A 22,259-nucleotide genomic window follows, 5' to 3' on the forward strand; every position below is an offset into this window, starting at 1 on the left:
TTCAGTGGCTCCCTTCGGTGGCACGCGCGACGGGTGCGGTGATCGGCGTGCTCGCTTGCAGCGAGGCGGTGGTCATGGTGGCGGCCTTCGCGGCCGCCTTGCGCCGGATGCGGTACGCGATGAGCGTGTCGCAAGCCAGCAGCGTGAACAGCAGCAGCCCCTGGAACACACCGGTCAGCGACTTGGGCAGGCCCAGCCGCGACTGCGCAAGCTCACCGCCGATATAGAACATGCTCATCAGGATGGCCGAGAAGATCATGCCCACCGGATGCAACCGCCCGACGAAGGCCACGATGATGGCCGCGAAGCCGTAGCCCGCCGGCACATAGGGTGTGAGCTGGCCGAGCGGCCCTGCCACTTCGAGCGCACCTGCCAGGCCGGCCGCGCCGCCCGAAGTCAGCAGCGCAATCCACACCGCGCGCCGCGCCGAGAAGCCCGCATAACGCGATGCCGCCGGTGCCAGCCCGCCGACCTGCTGCGCGAAGCCCGCCCGCGTGCGAAACAGGAACACCCACAGCGCCCCCGCTCCCACCAGCGCGATGACCAGTCCGATGCTCACGCGCGAGCCCTTGAACAAGCGCGGAATCTGCGTGACTGCCTCGAAAGTCTTGGTCTGCGGGAAGTTGTAGCCGTTCGGGTCTTTCCATGGTCCATAGACCATGTAGCCCAGCAGCAGCGTGGCCACGTAGACCAGCATCAGGCTCACCAGGATTTCGTTGGCGTTGTACTTGTCGCGCAGGAACGCGACGATGCCCGCCCACACCATGCCGCCAAGGATGCCGGCCAGCAAAATGGCCACCACGATCCACTGCCCCGTGGTCTTGTCGGCCAGCAGCGCCACGCCGCCTGCCGCAATGGCACCGAACACGAACTGCCCTTCGGCGCCGATGTTCCACACGTTCGAGCGGAAGCACACGGCCAGCCCCAGCGCGATGATGAGCAGCGGTGTCGCCTTCACCATCAGCTCGCCGATGGCGTAGCCGCTCTTGATGGGTTCGTAGAAGAACACCAGCAGGCCCTTGACCGGGTCCTTGCCGAGTGCGGCGAACAGCGCCACGCCGATCAGCACGGTGATCAGCAGCGCCAGGATCGGTGAGGCATAGCTCCAGAAGCGCGACAGCTCCGGGCGGGGTTCGAGCTTAAGCATGGGCGGCCTCCGCCTTCTGGCCAACATTGTTGCCAGAGGTCTGCCACAAGCCGCTCATCCATTCGCCGATCTGCGGCAGCGTGGCAGCCGCGCGGTCGATGGAGGGCGACAGCCGCCCCTTGGCGATCACGTGCAGCCGGTCGCAGATGTTGAACAGCTCGTCGAGCTCCTCGCTGATGACCAGCACGGCACAACCCGCGTCACGCAGCGCAAGGATCTCCGCATGGATGAGCGCAGCCGCGCCCACGTCCACGCCCCAGGTCGGCTGCGAGACGATGAAGAGCTTCGGGTTGGCGTCGATCTCGCGGCCGACGATGAACTTCTGCAGATTGCCGCCCGAGAGCGAACGCGCCGCTGCGCGCGGCCCGCCGGCCTTGACCTTGAAGCGCTCGATGATGGCCTTGGCCTGGCGCTCGAGCGCGCCGGTGCGAATCCACCCGCCCCGGCCCACTGCGTCGCTGCGCGTGAGCAGCAGATTGTGCGCGAGCCCCAGCGTGGGCACCGCACCGCGGCCCAGCCGCTCTTCGGGCACGAAGTGCAGGCCGAGCGCACGACGCGAGCGCGGGCGCAGCCGGCCGGCCGGCTTGTCGAACACCCGGACCATCGAGGCCTCGGCGCGCACGTCCTCGCCCGAGAGCGTGTAGAGCAGTTCGCGCTGGCCGTTGCCCGAGACGCCCGCAATACCGACGACCTCGCCCGCGCGAACCTCGAACGAGATGCCCTCGAGGTCCACGCCGAACTGGTCTTCGCGCGCCAGCGACAGCCCGTCGACGCGCAGCGCCACTGCGCCCGCATGCACCGGCCGGTGCTGCAACGGCGGCGGCTCGCTGCCGATCATCAGCCGCGACAGCGACTGCGTGCTCTCGTTCTGCGGATTGCACACCCCCGTCACCTTGCCGCCACGCAGCACGGTGCAGGCGCTGCACAGCTCCTGGATCTCGTGCAGCTTGTGGCTGATGTAGAGGATGCTGCAGCCCTCGGAGGCCAGCTTGTTCAGCACATGGAAGAGCTTGATGACCGCCTGCGGCGTGAGCACCGAGGTCGGCTCATCGAGGATCAGCAGCTTGGGGTTGGTGAGCAGCGCGCGAATGATCTCCACCCGCTGCATCTCGCCCACCGACAGCGTGTGCACCGGGCGCGAGGGGTCGATGTCGAGCCCGTACTCGCTCGCCTTGGCGGTGATGCTGCGCGCAACCTCGGCCAGTTGCAGCGACTTGTCGAGCCCCAGCCAGACGTTCTCGGCCACGGTGAGCGTGTCGAACAGGCTGAAGTGCTGAAACACCATGCTGATGCCCAGCGCCCTCGCCTGCTGCGGGTTGCGCAGGTTGACGACGTGGCCATCGAACATCACGGTGCCCTCGTCGGGCTTGACCGACCCGTAGATGATCTTCATCAGGGTCGACTTGCCGGCGCCGTTCTCGCCGAGCACGGCGTGGATTTCGCCGGGCTGCACGGCCAGGGAGATGTCGCTGTTCGCCACCACCGCGGGATACCGCTTGGTGATGTTCGCGAGCTGGAGTCTGGGGGTTGTCATGCCGGGTTTCGTGGATTTGTCTCGTTCAACTGCAACAAAGCGGGAACAGCTATCAGTTTAATAGCGTGCTCCCGCGACCATCGGCGCCCGACGGCGCTTCGCTCAGTTCATTGCATCAGTGTCCGCCGATATAGGCGAACTTGAACAGGAACACGGCGGCGATGACCCAGACCATCGCATGCACTTCCCGTGCCCGGCCGGTGCAGAGCTTCAGCACGGCGTACGTGATGAAGCCGAAGGCCAGGCCGTTGGCGATCGAGTAGGTGAAGGGCATCGTCAGCGCGGTCACCGCGGCGGGGATCACCTCGGTGGTGTCTTCCCAGTCGAGCTCGACCAGGTCGCGCAGCATCAGGCAGCCCACGAAGAGCAGCGCCGGCGCGGTGGCATAGGCCGGCACCGAGCCCGCCAGCGGCGAGATCATCAGGCAGGCCAGGAACAGCAGCGCCACCACCACGGCCGTGAGGCCGGTGCGGCCGCCCGCCTGCACGCCCGCAGCGCTTTCCACATAAGCCGTGGTGCTCGAGGTGCCGAGCAGCGAGCCGGCGAAGATCGCGCCGCTGTCGGCCAGCAGCGCCTTGTTCATGCGCTCCATCTTGCCCGGCACCAGCAGGCCGGCGCGCTTGGCCACGCCCATCAGCGTGCCGGTGGCGTCGAACATCTCGACCAGGAAGAACACCAGCACCACGTTCAGGATGCCGCCCTTGAGCGCGCCCAGGATGTCGAGCTGCATGAAGGTGGGCGCGATGGACGGCGGCGCATCGAACACACCATGGAACTTGTTGCCGCCGAAGAAGAACGACAGCACCGTCACCGTGACGATGCCGATCAGGATCGCGCCGCGCACCTTGAGCTTGTCGAGAGCCACGATGATGAGAAAGCCCAGCGTCGCCAGCACCACCGGTGCCGAGTGCAGGTCGCCCAGCGTGACGAAAGTGGCGGGCGATGCTGCCACCACGCCGGCGCTCTTCAGCGCGATGAGCGCCAGGAACATGCCGATGCCCACGGTGATCGCAGTTCGCAACGACTGCGGTATGCCCTGTATGAAAAGCTCCCGCAACCCCGTGACCGTGACGATCAGGAACAGGCAGCCCGAGATGAACACCGCGCCCAGCGCAACCTGCCACGTGTAGCCCATGCCCAGCACCACCACGTAGGCGAAGTAGGCGTTCAGGCCCATGCCCGGCGCCATGGCAATCGGGTAGTTGGCGTACAGGCCCATGATGAGCGTGCCCAGCGCGGCAATCAGGCAGGTGGCGACGAAGACCGCGCCCTTCGGCATGCCCGCGTCCCCGAGGATCGACGGGTTCACGAAGATGATGTAGGCCATCGTCAGGAAGGTGGTGAGCCCCGCGATGACCTCGGTGCGCACGGTGGTGTTGTGCGCACTGAGCTTGAACAGGCGTTCAAGCAGGCCCGAGCCGCTTGCGCTGCCCACAGCCGCACGCGGACGCGCGGACTCGACATGCCCCGGGATGCGGGGCTCGGCGCCTTTCGGCGCCTGTTCCAACGTACTCATTTCGCTTGTCTCCAGCTGTTGTAGTGGCGGTTTTCATCGTTCCCCCGCTCACGACGCCGGCGCGAACGGGGTTTTCTCAGGGATCCGGGGTTTCAGGGGCGGCGGGCGGGCGCGCCGCGGCGCCAGATACACCGGGTATGGCGGAAGCCGGAGGCCGCAGCGAAGCCGCCACGTCCTTGATGCATTCGCGCAGCCAGCGCGCAGAGCTCGACGAATGGGTGCGTTCGTGCCAGAGCTGGTAGTACATGAGGCGCGGCAGCGCCACGGGGCAATCGAGAATCTTCAGCGGCAGCCGCGACGCAAAACGCTCGCAGTACTGGCGCCCGGTGGTCAGCACCAGCAGGCTCGAAGCCACCATGTCCGGAATGAGGCTGAAGTGCGCGCAGCGCGCCGTGATGTTGCGCTGCCGACCCAGCTCGTCGAGCATCTGGTCGATGATGCCGCGCCCGCCCGGGTGCATGGGCGTGGGCGCGATGTGCTCTGCCGCAAGCCATGTCTCCAGATCCCAGCCGCGGCGCACCGCCGGATGGTCCTTGTTGACCAGCGACACCACCTCGTCGCCGAAGAGCCGCGCCATGTGCAGGTCTTCTGGTGGCTTGAGCCAGTTGCCGATCACCAGATCGACCTGGCCGAGCGCCAGGTGCCCGTGGTAGTCCGAGTCGGGCGAGAGTGCGTGGATCTCGATCTGGCACAGCGGCGCGTCGCGCTTGACCTGCGCCACCAGCATGGGCAGGAACAGCGGGTCCATGTAGTCGCTGGCCGCGATGCGGAAGGTGGTGGCCGCCGACTGCGGCTCGAAGCCCCTCGCATCCGAGAACAGCATCTCGGCCGCGCGAAGAATGCTCGCAGCCGGCTCGATCATGCGCAGCCCCGCGTCGGTGGGCACCATGCCCGAGCCCGAGCGCACCAGCAACGGATCGCCCGACAGCTCGCGCAGGCGCTTCAGCGCGGCCGAGACGGCCGGCTGGTACATGCCCAGGCGGATGGCTGCGCGCGAGACGCTGCGGTCGGTCAGCACGGTGTGAAGCACCCGGATCAAATGAAGATCGATCTTGTCGAAAAGCGCCTGGTCTCTCATGGCTGTTCACACCTTTCTTGTCTGTGCGAACAGTTATACAGCGCAGCATTTGGCGAAACCGGGTGTGGAAGTGAAGCTCGGACCGTGCGAGCACGGCCCGCTGTCATTCGGCCGATGCGGGTTCCACCGCCTGCACGGCGGTGATGGCTCGGAGGATCGACTCGCTGGTGGCCGGCGCCTTCAGCGGCGGATCGACCCTGTGCCCACCGGCCGCCGACACCGCATCGCGGATCGCGAAGAACACCGAGAACGGCAGCAGCAGCGGCGGTTCGCCCACGGCCTTGCTGCGGTGAATGGAGTCTTCGAAATTCTGGCCTTCGAACAAACGCACGTTGAACACGGGCGGGCAGTCGTTGGCGGTCGGAATCTTGTAGGTGCTGGGCGCGTGCGTGGTGAGCTTGCCGCTTTGCGGGTGCCACACCAGCTCTTCAGTGGTGAGCCAGCCCATGCCCTGGATGAAGGCACCTTCGACCTGTCCGATGTCCACCGCCGGATTCAGCGACTTGCCCGCGTCGTGCAGGATGTCGGCGCGCAGCAGCTTCCACTCGCCGGTGAGCGTGTCGACGATCACTTCGCTCACCGCCGCGCCGTAGGCGTAGTAGTAGAACGGGCGGCCCTGCATCTTGTCCTTGTCCCAGCTCAGGCCGGGCGTGGCGTAGAAGCCGTCGGACCACAGCTGCTTGCGGTCGAGATACGCCTCGCCCACCACGGTGCTGAAAGCCAGCGTGCGGCCGTTGACCTCGACCTTGTCGTTGGCAAAGCGCACTTCACTGGCCTTGCCACCATGGCGCTCGGACGCGCTCTCGGCCAGGCGCTCGCGAATCTGGCGGGCTGCGTCCTGCGCGGCCTTGCCATTCAGGTCGGCACCGGTCGACGCGGCAGTGGCCGAGGTGTTGGCCACCTTGGTCGTGTCGGTCGCCGTGACGCGCACGCGCTCGAAGCTCACGCCCAGCTCGTGCGCCACCACCTGCGCCACCTTGGTGTTGAGGCCCTGCCCCATCTCGGTTCCGCCGTGGTTCACGAGGATCGAGCCGTCGGTGTACACGTGCACCAGCGCGCCGGCCTGGTTGAAGTGCTTCACGTTGAACGAGATGCCGAACTTCAGCGGTGCCAGTGCCAGGCCGCGCTTGAGCACCGTGCTCTTCTTGTTGAAGGCCGCGATGTCTTCGCGCCGCGCGCGGTAGTCGCTGCTGGCTTCCAGCTCGGCCACGAGTTCGTGGACGATGTTGTCGGTGACGGTCTGGCGATACGGCGTGACGTTGTTCTCCGCCTTGCCATAGAAGTTGACGCGCCGCACATCGAGCGGGTCGCGCTTCAGCTCGCGGGCCACCGAGTCCATGATGTTCTCGATGGCGATCGCGCCCTGCGGACCGCCGAAGCCGCGGAAGGCCGTGTTGCTCTGCGTGTTCGTCTTGCCCGAGAAGCCGTGCATGGTCACGTTGGGCAGCCAGTAGGCGTTGTCGAAGTGGCACAGCGCACGCGTCATCACCGGGCCCGACAGGTCGGCCGAGTGGCCGGCGCGCGAGACCATCGTGATCTCTGCGCCGAGGATGCGGCCTTCGTCGTCGTAGCCGACTTCGTACTCGTACCAGAAGCAGTGACGCCGGCCCGTGACCATGAAGTCGTCGTCGCGGTCGAGCCGCAGCTTCACGGGGCGCTGCAGCTGACGCGCCGCAATGGCCGCCACGCAGGCGAACAGTGCCGACTGCGACTCCTTGCCGCCAAAGCCGCCGCCCATGCGCCGGCATTCCACATGCACTTCGTTCGACTGCAGGTGCATCGCATGCGCCACCAGGTGCTGCATCTCGCTCGGGTGCTGCGTGGAGCAATGGATGTGCAGCGCGCCGCCTTCCTTCGGAATGGCGTAGCTGATCTGGCCTTCGAGATAGAACTGTTCCTGCCCGCCCACGTCGAGCGTGGCCTTGTGGCGATGCGGCGCGTTGGCGATGGCGGTGCGCACTGCGGCCTCGTCGCCTTCGTTGGCGGCACCGCCGCTGCGCACGATGTGCATCGGCGGCACCACGTACTGGCCGCGTTCGTGCGCGGCCTGCGGCGTGAGCACGGGCGGCTGGGCCTCGATGGTCAGCGCGTCCTTGGCCTTCGCGGCGGCGCGGCGCGCGTCGGCGCGGGTTTCGGCGATCACGGCGAACACCGGCTGGCCGAGGTAGCGGATCTCGCCGCCGTCGTTCACGGGCAGCAGGATCGGGTCGTCGTGAATGATCGAGCCGCAGTCGTTGGTGCCCGGAATGTCGTCGGCCGTGATGACGGCGACCACGCCCGGCATGGCGCGGATGGCGTCGAGCGACAGCGCCGTGACGCGGCCATTCGCGGCCGGCGACAGGCCCAGCGCGCAATGCAGCGTGCCGGTGAGCTCGGGAATATCGTCGATGTAAGTCGCTTCACCGGCCACGTGCAGGTGCGCCGATTCGTGCGGCCGGCTGATGCCCACGCGCATGCCGCGCTCGTGCGCCAGCGCTTCAGCGCCCACGTCGATGCGGGCGGCGGTGTTGGTCAGGTAGTCGGCAAAGGCCTCGGAGGGCTGCAGCAGGCGGGCGTCGATGGGCTTGTTCATGGTCAGACTCCTGCGGCAGCAGCCGGGGTCGCGTGGGGCATCACGCTCCAGACGCTGGTTTCTTCCAGCGACAGGGCGTCTTCGGCGCGGGTTTCGAGCCAGAGGCGCTGAATGAGGTTCTGCGCCACCTGCAGCCGGTAGTCGGCCGATGCTCGCATGTCCGACAGCGGTTTGAAGTCCTGCGCAAGCGCCAGCTTGGCAGTGGCCACGCTGGCCTGCGTCCACGGCTTGCCGAGCAACGCAGCCTCGGCATTCGCGGCGCGCTTGACGGTAGCGGCCATGCCGCCGAAGGCCAGGCGCACGGCTTTCACCGTGTCGCTGCCGGCTTCGAGCTCGATGGCGAAGCCCGCGCACAGCGCCGAGATGTCGCAGTCGAAGCGCTTGCTGATCTTGTAGGCGCGAATCTGGCGGCGCAGCGCGGCATGCGGAACGGCCAGCCCCTGGACGAATTCGCCGGGCTGCAGCTGGTTCTTCATGTAGTCCAGATAGAACTCGGGCAGCGGCATGCGGCGCACCACATCGCCGCGGCGCAGTTCGATCTGTGCGTCGAGCGCCATCAGCACCGGCGGCGAATCGCCGATGGGCGAACCGTTGGCCACGTTGCCGCCCATGGTGCCTGCGTGGCGGATCGGCGGCGAGGCGAAGCGCAGCCACACCTCGGCCAGGCTGGGCACGCGCTCGACCAGTGCGGCGAAGGCGGATTCGAGCGAGGCGCCCGCGCCGATGTAGAGCTCGCCACCTGCATTGTTCGGGCGGTCTTCGATCGTCTTCATTTCGGCCACGTCGCCCACGTAGATGATGTCGCCCAGGTCGCGGAACTGCTTGTTGACCCAGAGGCCGACGTCGGTCGAACCGGCCAGCAGCTGGGCGCGTGGCTTCTGTTCGCGCAGCGCGGCGAGCTGGGCCAGGGTCTTGGGGGCGTGGAAGTGGTCGATGCGGGCGCCGAGCGGGGCGGCGTAGTTCAGGTCCAGGCCGTCGTTCTGCAGGGCGGTGAGCGCTGCGACCACGGGCTGGGTGTCGAGGCGAACCGAAGGCAGGTCGAACATGCGCTGGCCGGCATCGAGGATCGGCCGGTAGCCGGTGCAGCGGCACAGGTTGCCGGAGAGGTCGTCGGCCAGCTGCTGGCGGGTGGGCTGCGTGCCTTCGGCCTGGTGGTGCTCGTAGGTGGCCCACAGCGACATCACGAAGCCGGGCGTGCAGAAGCCGCACTGGGAGCCGTGGCAGTCGACCATGGCCTGCTGGACCGGGTGCAGCGTGTGCACGGGGTGCTTCTTGGCGATGTTGCTGTCCTGTGCCTTGGCCTGGCACTGGGTCTGCGCCTTGAGGTCTTCGACCGTGAACAGGGCCTTGCCGTGCAGCGTGGGAAGAAACTGGATGCAGGCGTTGACCGTCTGCAGGTTCAGGCCGCCAACGGCGCCCGGGGCGTTCGGGTCGGTTGCGAGTTCGCCGATGACGACGGTGCAGGCGCCGCAGTCGCCTTCGTTGCAGCCTTCCTTGGTGCCGGTGCAACGGGCGTCCTCGCGCAGCCAGTCGAGCACGGAACGGGTCGGGTGGACGCCGGTGACGTCGACGATCTTTCCGCGATGGAAAAAGCGGATCGGGTGAATCTGGCTGCTACTGCTGCTGTCGGTGCTCATGCTTTTGGGCTCGTGGGGGACCCGTCGTGGGTCAGTCATGGACGTTAGCGGCTTGTTCGGCGTCGTGCATACGGAGGGGCCCATAACGCGTATGTGGGGGTCGGTATGCCACGTACGGGGAAACCCTTGCGCATGCGCTGCAATTACCGGGCCACACACCGGGCGGTGCCGTGGCCCAGGCGGTGGTCAGCCGTGCGCGATGGCCACCCACGCGGAGGCGATCAGCGTCGAGCCCGCCGCTGCGAGCAAGCCGCCGACCAGCCACTTCAGCGTACGCGGCCGCAGCTTGTTCGGCAACCGGTGGTGCACACGCGTCACCCCGTAGACCACCGGCATCGCGCACCCGGCGAGCAGCGCCGCATGCCACGAGAAATGCCCTGTCGGCACCACGATCACCAGCCGCACGAGCGAGTTGAACGCGAACATCAGCAGCAGCGCGCGGCGCACCAGCTCGCGATCCAGCGGCTGGCGGTACATATGGAAGACGATGGGCGGCCCCGAGCTCGAGAACAGCCCGCCCAGCACACCGGACAACCCGCCGATGACGGCAAAGCTCGTGCGCCCCGACACCACCGGCAGCGGCTTGCCCTGCAGCACCAGCAGCACGGAGCAGCCCAGGATCGACACGCCCAGCAGCCCGCGCAGCCAGTTGACCGCCCCGCCGCTGAGCCATGTGAGCAGCATCAGGCCCACGATCACGCCTACCGTGCTGCCATTGAGCGCCGGCTTCATCAGCTGCCAGGGCACCACGCCGGGCCGGGCGCGGAAATACGTCCACGCATTGATCAGGCTCAGCACCGTGGCGGCGTTGGCGGTGTCGCTCACGCTGGCGATATGGAACACCGACACCAGCCCGAGCAGGATGAGGCTGAATGCAAAACCGGTCAGGTTCTGCGCATAGGTGGCGAGCGCCACGCAGGCCATGAAGACCAGCACGGGGCCGGCCTGGGAAAGAACTTCTTGCACCGGCTGCGTCTTCAGAGTGCGGGGGAAAGGGGGAGCAAAACGAACATTCGAAAGCAATCAGGGCAACGGGAAGCGCAGAGGCGGCGGCCACCCAAGAATAACCGCGCGCCAACTCACGAATTCACGGCTTCTCCGAGAACAGCTCGACGATGACCTGCCTGAGCCACCGGTTCCCCGGATCGGCCTCGAAGCGCTTGCTCCAGTGCAGCGACACCGTGAAGTCCCGCAGCGGAAACGGCGGCTCGACGATGGCGTAGCCCCCCTCCTGCGCAAAGCCACGCGCAATGTTGCGCGGCATCACCACCGCCAGATCGGTAGCACGCACGATCGCCGGCAGCACCATGAAGTGCTCGGTCGTCAGCCGCAGCCGGTCTTCGAGGTTCAGCAGCTGCAGGATGCGCAGGGTGTCGGCATGCGTACGCACCGCCACGTACTCGAGTTCCTGCAGGGCCTCGAGCAACGCTTGCCCGCTGCGCCGCCGCTTCACGAAGGGATGATCCTTTCGCAGCAGCACGATGTAGCGGTCCTTCAGCAGCTGCGTACTCTGGGTGTCCTTCACTCGCGGCAGGAAGCCGAAGGCGAAATCGACCTTGCCGCCATCCAGGCCGGTGGCGATGTCGCCCGGCGCCAGCGGCATGGTCTCGACCCTCACCCCCGGCGACAACTCGCGCAGCCGCGCCATCAGCGCCGGCAGGAAGCGCCCTTCGCCGATATCGCTCATGTGAATGCGGAAGGTCTTGCGCGACACCAGCGGCTCGAAGTGGTCGGACTCGTGCAGCGCCTCTTCCAGCACGCTCAGCGCCGCCTGCACGGCCACCGCCAGCCGGTCGGCGCGCGGCGTTGGCGCCACGCCGCCGGGGGCGCGGGTGAAGAGCGCATCGGCAAGCAGCAGCCGCAGGCGGCCCAGGCCGTGGCTGGCTGCCGGCTGCGTGAGGCCCAGCGATTCGGCGGCGCGGCTCACGTTGCGCTCGCGGTAGACCGCGTCGAACAGCCGCAGCAGGTTGAGGTCGAGCGTTTCCATATGCATGCTATTCATATTACTTAGCTCGATTATTTTATTGAACGCTGCAGCAGCGCCACGCACACTGGCGGGCGTTGTCCGGATCGCCCCCCGCGACCGGACAGCCCCACGACAAGAAGGAGACAAGACATGGCCCCGATTCGTGCATTCGGCGCGTTCCGCGCGCATGCGGCGCTCGCCGCCCTTCTCTGCACAGCCGTTACCGCATGGGCCCAGCAGCCGCCCACCGAAGAGCCGGGCTGGGCCAAGGGCAGGCCGAAGAACGAAGCCGCCACGCGCATGGCGCCGGTGCCCTCCTTCCCGATTCCGACCGCGGCCGACCAGTTGCCCACGGCCAAGTTCAAGCTGCCGCCCGGCTTCAAGGTCGAGACCTGGGCCTCGGGCGTGCTCGACGCGCGCGAGCTGCGCCAGGGCGCCAAGGGCACGGTGTTCGTGAGCACGCTCTTCGTGGGCAACAAGGTCTATGCAATTGCCGAGAAGGGCGACCGCAAGCCCAAGACCATCATCGACAAGACCGAGTTCGCCACCGGCATCGAGTTCTACAAGGGTGCGCTCTTCCTCGCGACCCACAAGCAGATCGTTCGCTACGACGGCATCGAGGACAAGCTCGACAACCCCGGCACGCCCGTGGTGCTCAACGACAAGCTGCCCGGCGGGCAGGACCACAGCTGGCGCTACCTGCGCATGCACGACGACAAGCTCTACTACGCGGTCGGCGCGCCCTGCAACCTGTGCGAGCCCGACGACGCGCACGCGCGCATCTTCCGCATGAACCCCGACGGCAGCGGCATCGAGACCGTGGCGCGCGGCGTGCGCAACACGGTGGGCTTCGACTTCGACCCCAAGACCGGCAACCTCTGGTTCACCGAAAACGGCCGCGACTGGCTCAGCGAAGACCTGCCGAACGACGAGCTGAACGTGGTGACCAGGCCCGACCAGCACTTCGGCTACCCGTACTGCCACCAGGGCAACATCGCCGACTCCGAATTCGGCTGGGGCAAGAGCTGCAACGACTACGTGAAGCCCGCCGCGCTGCTCGGCCCGCACGCCGCCGCGCTGGGCCTCACCTTCTACAAGGGAAAGATGTTCCCGGCCAAGTACCGCGGCGCCATGTTCATCGCACGCCACGGCCCGTGGAACCGCACCGTCAAGTACGCCGACATCGCGGTCGCCTGGCCCGACGGCAAAGGCGGCGCGAAGGTCGAGCCCTTCATGACCGGCTTCGTCGAGAACAACACCTACCTCGGCCGGCCGGTGGACTTCCTGGTGCTGAAGGACGGCTCGATGCTCGTGAGCGACGACCACGCCGGCGCGATCTACCGCATCAGCTACGGCGGCCGATGACACCAGCGGGCCTTCTCTTTCGACACGCGATGGCGGCAATGATCATGGCGGCCGCAGCATCGTCGGCCGGTGCACAGGGCACGCAGGCGGCAAAGGGCGGCTACGCCCAGCGCTACGCCGAGCTCTGCGCTTCATGCCACGGCGCCAACGGCCGCAGCGACATGGCAGGCACGCCGGTGCTCGCGGGGCAGCATTCGTTCTACGCGATCACGCAGCTGTATCTCTTCCGTGAAGGCCGGCGCGACAACCCCGCGATGACGGCGGTGGCGAAAACCATGAAGGACGAGGACCTGCGTGGCTTCTCCGATTTCATCGCCACCCTGCCCGCGGTGCCTCCCCCGCCGCCTGCCGCGCCGGCCGACGCGGCGCGCATGGCGCGCGGCCAGGCGCTGGCGCAGGAACATCGCTGCCTGCTCTGCCACGGCGCCGACCTGAGCGGCGGCCAGCAGGTGCCGCGCATCGCACAGCAGCACGAGGACTATCTGCAACTGTCCCTGCAAGGCTTTCGCACGGGCAAGCGCCCGGGCTACACCCAGGCCATGGGCGAAGCGGTGGGCCGCGTTCCGCCGGAAGACCTGGACACCCTCGCCTACTACGTGGCGCGCTTTCCCGGCGCGGCGCCCAAGCCGCCTCCCAAATAAACGCCCTCTTCCGGCGTGCAGCACCGGCGGATGCACGGTGCCGGCACTGCGCACCCCGAACCCTCCCCCCAACGAACATCGGAGCCGAATCTCTTGGAAGTCTCATTCAGCAAGGAAGTGGAAATGCTGCGTCTCGGCGCAGGCGACACCTTTCACGGCGAGGGCATCCTCGCGATCACCAAGGGCCTGCTGCAATCGGGCGTGGCCTACGTCGGCGGCTACCAGGGCGCGCCGGTGTCGCACCTGCTCGACGTGATGGTCCAGGGCAAGGCCTACATGGACGAGCTGGGCGTGCACGTGGAGGCCTGCTCCAACGAGGCCTCGGCCGCGGCAATGCTCGGCGCGTCCATTCACTACCCGCTGCGCGGCGCGGTCACGTGGAAGTCCATCGTCGGCACCAACGTGGCGGCCGATGCGCTGTCGAACCTGTCCTCGCCGGGCGTGACCGGCGGCGTGCTGATCGTGGTGGGCGAGGACTACGGCGAAGGCGCCAGCGTGATCCAGGAGCGCACGCATGCCTACGCGCTCAAGTCGAGCATGTGCCTGCTCGACCCGCGGCCCGACCTCGGCGTGATGGTGCGCATGGTCGAGGAAGGCTTCCGCCTCTCCGAAAGCTCGAACATGCCCTGCCTGATGGAGCTGCGCATCCGCACCTGCCACGTGCGCGGCAGCTTCGAATGCAAGGACAACATGGCGCCCGCCATTTCGACCCGCGCGCTGATGACGGAGCCGGCGGGCTTCGACTACATGCGGCTCGCACATCCACCCGTCACCTTCCGGCACGAGAAGCTCAAGGGCGACGAGCGCATTCCGGCGGCGCGGCGCTACATCGTCGAACACGGCCTCAACGAGCTGATACCGGGCCAGCGCCACGCCGACCTTGGCATCGTGGTGCAGGGCGGGCTCTACAACGCGCTGATCCGCAGCCTGCAACAGCAGGGGCTGGCCGATGCCTTCGGCGAGACGGACATCCCGATCCTCGTGCTCAACGTCACCTACCCGCTGGTACCTGAACAGGTCGCCGACTTCTGCGTAGGCAAGCGCGCGGTGCTTGTGGTGGAAGAAGGCCAGCCCGAGTACATCGAGCAGGACATTGCCACGCTGCTGCGCCGGCGCGACATCCAGACGCCGCTGCACGGCAAGGACATGCTGCCGTCGGCGGGCGAGTACGGCGTCGAGGTGCTGTCGGGCGGCATCGGCACCTTTGCCGCGAAGTACATCGAAGCAAGCGAAGCCTCGTCTTCGGCGCAGGCCTGGTTGGCCGGCAACCGCGAGCGCCGCGAAGCCGTTGCGCGCAGCCTGAGCGCGCCGCTGCCCAACCGGCCGCCGAGCTTCTGCATCGGCTGCCCCGAACGGCCTGTGTTCTCGGCGTTGAAGCTCGCGCAGCAGGAAACAGGGCCGGTGCACATCGCGGCCGACATCGGCTGCCATGCCTTCGGCACCTTCGAGCCGTTCTCGATGGGCCACTCCATCCTGGGCTACGGCATGAGCCTGGCGAGCCGTGCAGGCGTGGCGCCGATGATGAACCGCCGCACGCTGTCGATCATGGGCGACGGCGGCTTCTGGCACAACGGCCTGCTCACGGGCGTGCAGAGCGCGCTGTTCAACGGCGACGACGCGGTGCTGCTGATCTTCAAGAACGGCTACACCTCGGCCACCGGCACGCAGGACATCATCTCGACGCCCGACGACGAGATCAAGGAGCGCGCCGTCGACAAGCAGCAGAGCCTGGTCGACAAGAACCAGACCATAGAAGACACGCTCAAGGGCCTGGGCGTGAAGTGGATGCGCACCGTCACCACCTACGACGTGGAGCGCATGCGCAAGACGCTGACCGAGGCGCTCACCAGCGATTTCAACGGCCTGAAGGTGGTGATCGCCGAGGGCGAATGCCAGCTGGAGCGCCAGCGCCGCATCAAGCCGTGGATTGCCGGGTTGCTGAAGAAAGGCGAGCGCGTGGTGCGCGTGAAGTACGGCGTCGACGAGGACGTGTGCAACGGCGACCACGCCTGCATCCGCCTGTCGGGCTGCCCGACGCTCACGCTCAAGGACAACCCCGATCCGCTGAAGGTGGACCCCGTTGCCACCGTGATCGACGGCTGCGTGGGCTGCGGGCTGTGCGGCGCGAATGCTCATGCGGCTACGCTGTGCCCGAGCTTCTACCGGGCCGAGGTGGTGCAGAACCCGAAGTGGCATGAGCGACTGCTGCATGGGCTGCGCGGTGCGGTCGTTCGCGCGCTGCAACCGGCGTGAGGAGCGAAGGCATGGAACAGAACCGCCCCCTCACCCTGCTCGTCTGCGCCCTCGGCGGCGAAGGCGGCGGCGTGCTGACCGAATGGCTGGTCGACATCGCACGCCACGCCGGCTACGCGGCGCAGAGCACGTCGATTCCCGGCGTGGCGCAGCGCACGGGCGCCACCACCTACTACCTCGAAGTGTTCCCCGTGCCGCTCGCGCAGCTCGGCGGCAAGCGCCCCGTGTTCAGCCTGAGCCCGGTGCCGGGCGCGCTTGACGCGATCGTCTCGTCGGAGCTGCTCGAAACCGCGCGGCAGATCGGCAACGGCATGAGCGCGCCGCTGCGCACGCTGGTCATCAGTTCGTCGGCGCGCATCTTCACGACGGCCGAGCGCATGGAGCCCGGCGACGGCCGCGCCGACGCGCAACGACTTCTCGACGTGGTGAAGGCCTTCAGCCGCGAGCATCATGTGTTCGACATGAACGCCATCGCGCGCGACAGCGGCACGGTGGTCAGCGCGGTGATGCTCGGCGCCATCGCGGGCAGCGGGCTGTTTCCGTTCCCACGCGAGGCCTACGAGCACGTTGTGCGCGGCGGCGACACGAGCGCGCCGGACAAGCTCGGCAAGATGGCCGCCGCCAGCCTGCGGGGCTTCGCGGCAGCCTTCGACGCGGTGAGCGCCCCGCGCGCACAGGCCGCCTTCGTCAGCAGCGTGCTGGCCGGCGACACGAACGACGCACCACCGCCAGCCAGCGCCCTGCCCGCCGACCTCGCTCGGCGCTTTCCGCCGGCCGTGCACGACATGCTCACGCTCGGCCACGCCCGCGTGTTCGACTATCAGGACGCCGCCTACGCCGCGCTCTATGCCGAACGCCTGGGCCGCGTGCTGGACGCAGAGCGCGCCGCCGATTCGGCCGGTGCACGTGGCTTTGCCATCACCCGCGAGGCCGCGCGCTGGCTCGCGCTGTGGATGGCCTTCGACGACATCGTGCGCGTGGCCGCGCTCAAGGGCCGCGCGAGCCGCGCACAGCGGGTGCGGCAGGAGGTGCGGGCCGGCGATGAAGACATCGTGAAGGTCTACGACCACTTCAAGCCAGGTGCCGCCGAGTTCGCGGCGCTGCTGCCTCCTTCGCTCTCGCGCCGCGTGACGGCATGGGACCGGGGCCGGCAGGCGCGCGGCCTCGCGCCGTGGGCGCTGCCGCTGAAGGTGGGCAGTCATTCGGTGTTCGGCATGGCCTCGCTGCGGCTGCTGGCCTCGCTGCGCTGGCTGCGCCGCCGCGGCAGCCGCTTTGCCGAGGAACAGGCGCTCATCGAACGCTGGCTCGCCGCCGTGGAAGCCGGCACGCGCGAAGCCTGGACGCTGGGCCACGAACTCGCGCTGTGCGGGCGGCTCATCAAGGGCTACGGCAGCACCAACGAACGCGGCAAGGACAACCTGCTGCACGTGACCGACCACCTCGCCGCACAGCCCGGCGTGGCGCCGGCCGATCGCGCGCTGGCCGTGGCCGCCGCGCGCACGGCCGCACTGGCTGACGACGCGGGCAAGGCGCTCGATGCCGCGCTGGTCGAACATGGCGCGCCCGCACGCCCCATCAAGGCCCAGCCCATCCGCTGGATGAAGCGCAAGCCGACCGGCGGCGCCTGAGACGGAAGGCGCCCACGATGACGCAGCTGCTCAACGTCGAGGACTACCGCCGCCGCGCACGGCGCGTGCTGCCGCGACTGGTGTTCGACTATGTCGACGGCGGCGCGGAGGACGAACGCTGCCTGCGGCGCAACCGCGATGCGCTCGAAGCATTGCCGCTGATTCCGGAGTGCCTGCGCGACACGCACGCGATGGACATCGGCATCGAACTCTTCGACCGACGCTGGCGTGCGCCTTTCGCGGTCGCGCCCATCGGGCTGGCCGGCCTTGTGCGCCCGCGCGCCGATGCCCTGCTGGCCAGCGCCGCACAGGCCGCGCGCGTGCCCTTCATCCTCTCGACCGCATCGAACACCCGCATCGAGGACGTGCGCACCGCCGCCCCCGACGCCACGCTGTGGATGCAGCTCTATGTGATGGGCGAGCGCGCCATCGCCGAGCGCATCGTGCGCCGCGCGCGCGCAGCCAACTTCGAGGCGCTGGTACTCACGGTGGACGTGCCCGTCGGCGGCTTGCGCGAACGCGACCTGCGGCATGGCTTCCGCGTGCCGATGCGCCTCACGCCCGGCACGGTGTTCGACATGGCGCGGCACCCCGCATGGCTGCTGCGCCTGGCGCGCGGTGGCATGCCGCAGTTCGCGAATCTGCTGCCAGATGACGACGACGCACCGGTCTCAGCGCAGACGCAGGCCGCGCTGCTCTCGCGCACCATGGACCGCACGCTGACATGGGAAAGCCTCGCGTGGCTGCGCAAGCTCTGGGACGGCCCGCTGCTCGTCAAGGGCCTGCTCGGCGCGGAAGACGCGCGGCGCGCGGTGCGGCATGGCGCGGACGGCATCGTGGTCTCGAACCACGGCGGACGCCAGCTCGATGCGGCACCGGCCAGCATCGCGGCGCTGCCCGCCATCGCCGATGCGGTCGGCGGGCGCATCCCCGTGCTCATGGATGGAGGCATCCGGCGTGGAAGCGATGTCGTGAAGGCGCTCGCACTGGGCGCGCGTGCGGTCCTCGTCGGCCGCCCGCCCATCTACGGACTGGCCTGCGACGGCGAGCGAGGCGCGCTGTCGGTGCTGCAACTGCTCGCGCAGGAGACCGAACGCACGATGACGCTGCTCGGCGCCGCGCATGCACGCGAGCTCGGGCCGCGCCATGTCGACCGGCCCACGCCGCGTTCGCTCGACGAACAGAACGGCTCCACACAACGAACTCCGGAAAGCACGCGCGGGAAACCCTCCATTTACCCCGCACGCGCGCCTGCCTAGGCTCACCGGACTCGACGATTTCACACGCTACCCATAACGAAGGAGACCATGCAAACCACGCACCGCCCCCGCCGCCTCGGCAAACCACGCCCGCAACGCGTCGCTCGCCGCATCCAGCCCCTTGCCCTGCTCGCAGCCTGCGCCGCGCTCGTCGCGGGCACGCCCGCCGTGCAGGCGCAGGACAAGCCCGTGCAGCTCAAGCTGTCGAGCTGGGTGCCCGCGCAGCACCCGCTCAACCCCGCGCTGCAGGCCTGGGCCGACGACATCAAGAAGGAATCGGGCGGCACCATCACCGCCATCCTGTTTCCGTCGGAACAGCTCGGCAAGGCCTTCGACCACTACGACATGGCGCGCGACGGCATCGCCGACTTCTCGTACGTGAACCCCGGCTACCAACCGGGGCGCTTCCCGGTGATGGCGGGCGCGTCGCTGCCCTTCCTGTTCGCCAACGGCAAGGAGGGCTCGGCTGCCATCGACGCCTGGTATCGCAACTACGCGGCCAAGGAAATGAAGGACGTGAAGTACTGCTTCGCGTTCGTGCATGACCCGGGCACCTTCCACTCGCGCAAGAAGATCACCGTGCCCACCGACGTCAAGGGCATGAAGGTGCGCCCGGCCACCAGCACCGTGGGCCAGCTCATCACGTCGCTGGGCGGCACCAACGTGCAGGCCTCGGCGCCCGAGTCGCGCGACATGCTGGAGCGCGGCGTGGCCGACGCCATCACCTTCCCGTGGGGATCGATCGGCCTGTTCGGCATCGACAAGGTGGTGAAGTACCACATGGACGCGCCGCTCTACGTCACGCCCTTCGTGTGGGTGATGAACAAGGGCAAGTACGACGCCATGTCCACCGCGCAGAAGAAGGTGATCGACGACCACTGCACCAGCGAATGGGCGCAGAAGGTGGCCGGCCCGTGGGCCGACTTCGAGTTTGCGGGGCACGCCAAGATGGCGGCGCTGTCGGGGCATGAGATCTACAAGCTCACGCCCGAGCAGCTCGATGCATGGCGCAAGGCGGCAGCGCCTTCGGAGGCGCAATGGGCCGAGAGCGTGAAGAAGGTGGGTGAAGACCCGAAGGCCATCATGGATGCACTGAAGGCCAGCCTCGTCAAATACAAATCGGCGCTCTGAGCGATGGCTACACGGTCCGCCAGCTATATGGACCGCGCGATCAACACGATCGAATGGCTTGCCGCCATCTTCGTGGGGATCGTCGCGCTCAACATCTTCGTGGCCGTGGTGCTGCGCAAGTTCTTCGACACCTCGATCCCCGACGCATACGATTTCGGCCGCATGCTGCTGGGCATCCTGATCTTCTGGGGCATTGCGGCCACCAGCTACCGCGGCGGCCACATCACGGTCGACCTCGTGTGGACGGCGGCGGGCCCGCGCATGAAGCGCGTGATCGACGTGTTCGCCACGCTGGTGCTGCTGTTCGTGGTGGCGGTGCAGACCGCCATGCTGTTCGACAAGGTGCGCGGCACCTACGTCGACAACGTGCAGACCTACGACCTCAACATTCCGACCTGGCCCTTCTACGCGGTAGCCTGGGCCGGCGACGTGTGCGCGGTGCTGCTGATCGCCATCCGCACCTACAGGCTGATCTTCCACCCCGAGCAGCTCGAAGAAATCCACCCCGAACAGAAGGCTGATGAATGAGCCCCGATGCAGTTGCCATCCTGGGCTTCGTCGCCCTCTTCGTTTTGATGTTGTTGCGCGTGCCGGTCGGCATGGCGATGGGGCTGGTCGGCGTGGTGGGCTACAGCTACCTCGTCGGGCCCGGTCCCGCGCTGAAGCTGGTGGGCCAGACCTCCATGCGCACCGTGACCGACTACACCTTCGGCGTGATCCCCATGTTCATGCTGATGGGTGCGCTGGTATCGGTGTCGGGTGTGAGCCGTGAACTCTTCAAGGCTGCGAACTCGATGATCGGCCACCTGCGCGGCGGGCTCGGCGTGGCCACCGTGGTGGCGTGCGGCGGCTTCGCGGCAATCTGCGGCTCGTCGGTAGCCACGGCCGCCACGTTCTCAGCGGTGGCGTATCCGGAGATGCGGCGCTTCAACTATCCGCAGTCGTTTTCCACCGGCGTGATTGCCGCGGGCGGCACGCTGGGCGCGATCTTGCCGCCATCGACCGTGCTCGCGGTGTACGCCATCCTCACGCAGCAGGACATCGGCAAGCTCTTCATGGCAGGCATCGTGCCCGGCATCCTCGCGATGGCCATGTACGTGCTGACCATCGCGATCATCGTGAAACTGCGGCCCGACTGGCTGCCCGGCGGCGAGATCAAGCCGTGGTCGGAGCGCCTGAAGGATTTGAAGAACGTGTGGGCGCCGCTGGTGCTGTTCGTGTTCGTCATCGGCGGGCTCTACGGCGGCTTCTTCACGCCGACAGAGGCAGGCGGCGTGGGCGCGAGCGGCGCGTTCATCCTCGGGCTGGTGCGGCGCAAGCTCGACGGCCCGAAGATCCGCGAGGCACTGCTGTCGGCCACGCGCACGGCTGCGGCGGTGTTCACGGTGCTGATCGGCGCGCTGCTGTTCGGGTACTTCCTCACCATCACGCAAAGCCCGCAGAAGCTCACCGAATTTCTCACCGGCCTGGGCATCGGCCGCTATGGCGTGCTCGCGCTCATCATGCTCATGTACCTGGTGCTGGGCTGCCTGATGGATGCGATGGCGATGATCATCCTGACCGTGCCGATCATCTACCCGGTGATCGTGCACCTGGGCTTCGACCCCATCTGGTTCGGCGTGATCATCGTGATGACGGTGGAGCTGGGGCTCATCCATCCACCGGTGGGGATGAACGTGTTCGTCATCAAGAGCGTGGTGAAGGACGTGAGCTTCACCACCATCTTCAAGGGCGTGCTGCCGTTCATCGTGACCGACATCGTGCGGCTGGTGATCCTGATCGCCTTCCCCATCATTGCCCTGTGGCTGCCGACGAGAATGGGCTGATGAACAGTATCAAAGAAATCGTCTACACCGCACGCGTCGAATTCGGCGATTGCGACCCCGCCGGCATCGTCTGGTTTCCCAATTTCTTCCGCTGGATCGATGCGGCATCGCGGCACTTCTTTGCCGAGTGCGGCGTGCCGCGCTGGGAGGAAACGGCCCAGACGATGGGCGTGATCGGCACGCCGCTGGTCGACACGCACACGCGCTTCGTGAAGGCCGCGAGCTATGGGGACACGCTGCAGATTGCGGTGCGCATCACCGAGTGGCGCGACAAGAGTTTCGTGCAGACCTACCGCGTGACGCGCGGCGAAGACCTGATCCTTGAATGCGAAGAGGTGCGGATCTTCGGCGCGAAACGCGAGGGCGGCGGCATCCGCGCGGTGCCGATTCCGCCGGACATTCGCGCACTCTGCGCATAGCGCCGGCAAGCGACGCCGGTTAATTCCTTGGACCTCATTCGTCGCGGCTTCGCGCTCCGTGAAGCCTTTCAGTACCCTTTCATTTCACACGCCTCGATACAAATAATCGCAGCCATTACAAGGCTGGAGGCGAGCCGTGAACCATGTCTACCGTGTCATCTTTGATCATCGGTCGGGGGAGTTCCGGGTCGCATCGGAACTGACGAAGCGCAGTGGTTCAGGAAGGACAAGAGGCAGCACCGGTGCTGTATGCCACAGCGTGCTCCCTGCCCTCGCGGTGCTGGCGG

The 22,259-nt window shown here is 67.5% G+C and carries 17 protein-coding genes and 1 pseudogene; 10 read left to right on the top strand and 8 right to left on the bottom strand.

The genetic code is table 11. The annotated features are described in order from the left end of the window. Position 1: 1 nt before the first annotated feature. From AC07O3_RS30200 to AC07O3_RS30235, 8 genes are all read right to left on the bottom strand, one after another. The gene (locus AC07O3_RS30200; RefSeq protein WP_093058839.1) at positions 2–1,147 is read right to left on the bottom strand and encodes an ABC transporter permease; all 1,146 of its coding nucleotides are present in this window, start codon (positions 1,145–1,147) and stop codon (positions 2–4) included. Then, complete coding sequence (locus tag AC07O3_RS30205) at positions 1,140–2,681, bottom strand: ABC transporter ATP-binding protein (RefSeq protein WP_495341075.1); 1,542 nt, start codon at positions 2,679–2,681, stop codon at positions 1,140–1,142. The genes AC07O3_RS30200 and AC07O3_RS30205 overlap by 8 nt, the downstream gene beginning before the upstream one ends. A gap of 115 nt (positions 2,682–2,796) precedes the next feature. Further along, complete coding sequence (locus AC07O3_RS30210) at positions 2,797–4,197, bottom strand: NCS2 family permease (protein WP_426389710.1); 1,401 nt, start codon at positions 4,195–4,197, stop codon at positions 2,797–2,799. Between the two features lie 76 nt (positions 4,198–4,273). Continuing rightward, on the bottom strand, positions 4,274–5,275 hold the full coding sequence (locus AC07O3_RS30215) for a LysR family transcriptional regulator (RefSeq protein WP_093058842.1): 1,002 nt from the start codon (positions 5,273–5,275) through the stop codon (positions 4,274–4,276). A gap of 103 nt (positions 5,276–5,378) precedes the next feature. Next, on the bottom strand, positions 5,379–7,847 hold the full coding sequence (xdhB, locus tag AC07O3_RS30220) for a xanthine dehydrogenase molybdopterin binding subunit (RefSeq protein ID WP_426389713.1): 2,469 nt from the start codon (positions 7,845–7,847) through the stop codon (positions 5,379–5,381). Between the two features lie 2 nt (positions 7,848–7,849). Then, a complete protein-coding gene (gene xdhA / locus AC07O3_RS30225; protein ID WP_495341076.1) occupies positions 7,850–9,484 on the bottom strand; it encodes a xanthine dehydrogenase small subunit in 1,635 nt (544 codons plus the stop codon). 186 nt (positions 9,485–9,670) lie between these two features. Then, complete coding sequence (locus AC07O3_RS30230) at positions 9,671–10,450, bottom strand: sulfite exporter TauE/SafE family protein (RefSeq protein WP_097198502.1); 780 nt, start codon at positions 10,448–10,450, stop codon at positions 9,671–9,673. Positions 10,451–10,571: 121 nt separating this feature from the next. Then, complete coding sequence (locus AC07O3_RS30235; RefSeq protein ID WP_371127583.1) at positions 10,572–11,477, bottom strand: LysR family transcriptional regulator; 906 nt, start codon at positions 11,475–11,477, stop codon at positions 10,572–10,574. Positions 11,478–11,600: 123 nt separating this feature from the next. On the opposite strand from AC07O3_RS30235, the gene AC07O3_RS30240 reads away from it, so the two are divergent. The 10 genes and pseudogenes from AC07O3_RS30240 to AC07O3_RS30285 form a co-directional block, all read left to right on the top strand. After that, complete coding sequence (locus AC07O3_RS30240; RefSeq protein WP_495341077.1) at positions 11,601–12,815, top strand: PQQ-dependent sugar dehydrogenase; 1,215 nt, start codon at positions 11,601–11,603, stop codon at positions 12,813–12,815. 29 nt (positions 12,816–12,844) lie between these two features. Continuing rightward, complete coding sequence (locus AC07O3_RS30245; RefSeq protein WP_177192877.1) at positions 12,845–13,456, top strand: c-type cytochrome; 612 nt, start codon at positions 12,845–12,847, stop codon at positions 13,454–13,456. A 93-nt stretch (positions 13,457–13,549) separates the two neighbouring features. After that, complete coding sequence (locus AC07O3_RS30250) at positions 13,550–15,709, top strand: thiamine pyrophosphate-dependent enzyme (protein WP_354339300.1); 2,160 nt, start codon at positions 13,550–13,552, stop codon at positions 15,707–15,709. A gap of 11 nt (positions 15,710–15,720) precedes the next feature. Further along, positions 15,721–17,337: an indolepyruvate oxidoreductase subunit beta family protein gene (locus tag AC07O3_RS30255; RefSeq protein WP_495341078.1), complete on the top strand. Its 1,617-nt coding sequence runs from the start codon at positions 15,721–15,723 to the stop codon at positions 17,335–17,337. Between the two features lie 17 nt (positions 17,338–17,354). After that, positions 17,355–18,596: an alpha-hydroxy acid oxidase gene (locus AC07O3_RS30260; RefSeq protein WP_093058850.1), complete on the top strand. Its 1,242-nt coding sequence runs from the start codon at positions 17,355–17,357 to the stop codon at positions 18,594–18,596. A gap of 48 nt (positions 18,597–18,644) precedes the next feature. Then, positions 18,645–19,727 (top strand): TRAP transporter substrate-binding protein, encoded by a 1,083-nt coding sequence (locus AC07O3_RS30265; protein ID WP_256216980.1) that lies wholly within the window; start codon positions 18,645–18,647, stop codon positions 19,725–19,727. 3 nt (positions 19,728–19,730) lie between these two features. Beyond that, complete coding sequence (locus tag AC07O3_RS30270; RefSeq protein ID WP_256216979.1) at positions 19,731–20,255, top strand: TRAP transporter small permease; 525 nt, start codon at positions 19,731–19,733, stop codon at positions 20,253–20,255. Beyond that, positions 20,252–21,553: a TRAP transporter large permease gene (locus tag AC07O3_RS30275; protein WP_093058852.1), complete on the top strand. Its 1,302-nt coding sequence runs from the start codon at positions 20,252–20,254 to the stop codon at positions 21,551–21,553. The genes AC07O3_RS30270 and AC07O3_RS30275 overlap by 4 nt, the downstream gene beginning before the upstream one ends. Next, the gene (locus AC07O3_RS30280; RefSeq protein WP_495341079.1) at positions 21,553–21,972 is read left to right on the top strand and encodes an acyl-CoA thioesterase; all 420 of its coding nucleotides are present in this window, start codon (positions 21,553–21,555) and stop codon (positions 21,970–21,972) included. The genes AC07O3_RS30275 and AC07O3_RS30280 overlap by 1 nt, the downstream gene beginning before the upstream one ends. Positions 21,973–22,108: 136 nt before the next feature. Then, a pseudogene (locus AC07O3_RS30285) lies at positions 22,109–22,243 on the top strand (ESPR-type extended signal peptide-containing protein); the annotation flags it as partial. Between the last annotated feature and the right edge of the window lie 16 nt (positions 22,244–22,259).

This window comes from Variovorax sp. GW821-FHT09D05 (assembly GCF_059416325.1).

Coding starts and splice junctions, on each gene's coding strand:
- AC07O3_RS30280 (WP_495341079.1), top strand. CDS start 21,553: ATGAACAGTATCAAAGAAATCGTCTACACCGCACGCGTCGAATTCGGC.
- AC07O3_RS30245 (WP_177192877.1), top strand. CDS start 12,845: ATGGCGGCAATGATCATGGCGGCCGCAGCATCGTCGGCCGGTGCACAG.
- AC07O3_RS30200 (WP_093058839.1), bottom strand. CDS start 1,147: ATGCTTAAGCTCGAACCCCGCCCGGAGCTGTCGCGCTTCTGGAGCTAT.
- AC07O3_RS30210 (WP_426389710.1), bottom strand. CDS start 4,197: ATGAGTACGTTGGAACAGGCGCCGAAAGGCGCCGAGCCCCGCATCCCG.
- AC07O3_RS30270 (WP_256216979.1), top strand. CDS start 19,731: ATGGCTACACGGTCCGCCAGCTATATGGACCGCGCGATCAACACGATC.
- AC07O3_RS30235 (WP_371127583.1), bottom strand. CDS start 11,477: ATGCATATGGAAACGCTCGACCTCAACCTGCTGCGGCTGTTCGACGCG.
- xdhB (WP_426389713.1), bottom strand. CDS start 7,847: ATGAACAAGCCCATCGACGCCCGCCTGCTGCAGCCCTCCGAGGCCTTT.
- AC07O3_RS30240 (WP_495341077.1), top strand. CDS start 11,601: ATGGCCCCGATTCGTGCATTCGGCGCGTTCCGCGCGCATGCGGCGCTC.
- xdhA (WP_495341076.1), bottom strand. CDS start 9,484: ATGAGCACCGACAGCAGCAGTAGCAGCCAGATTCACCCGATCCGCTTT.
- AC07O3_RS30215 (WP_093058842.1), bottom strand. CDS start 5,275: ATGAGAGACCAGGCGCTTTTCGACAAGATCGATCTTCATTTGATCCGG.
- AC07O3_RS30205 (WP_495341075.1), bottom strand. CDS start 2,681: ATGACAACCCCCAGACTCCAGCTCGCGAACATCACCAAGCGGTATCCC.
- AC07O3_RS30255 (WP_495341078.1), top strand. CDS start 15,721: ATGGAACAGAACCGCCCCCTCACCCTGCTCGTCTGCGCCCTCGGCGGC.
- AC07O3_RS30265 (WP_256216980.1), top strand. CDS start 18,645: ATGCAAACCACGCACCGCCCCCGCCGCCTCGGCAAACCACGCCCGCAA.
- AC07O3_RS30275 (WP_093058852.1), top strand. CDS start 20,252: ATGAGCCCCGATGCAGTTGCCATCCTGGGCTTCGTCGCCCTCTTCGTT.
- AC07O3_RS30260 (WP_093058850.1), top strand. CDS start 17,355: ATGACGCAGCTGCTCAACGTCGAGGACTACCGCCGCCGCGCACGGCGC.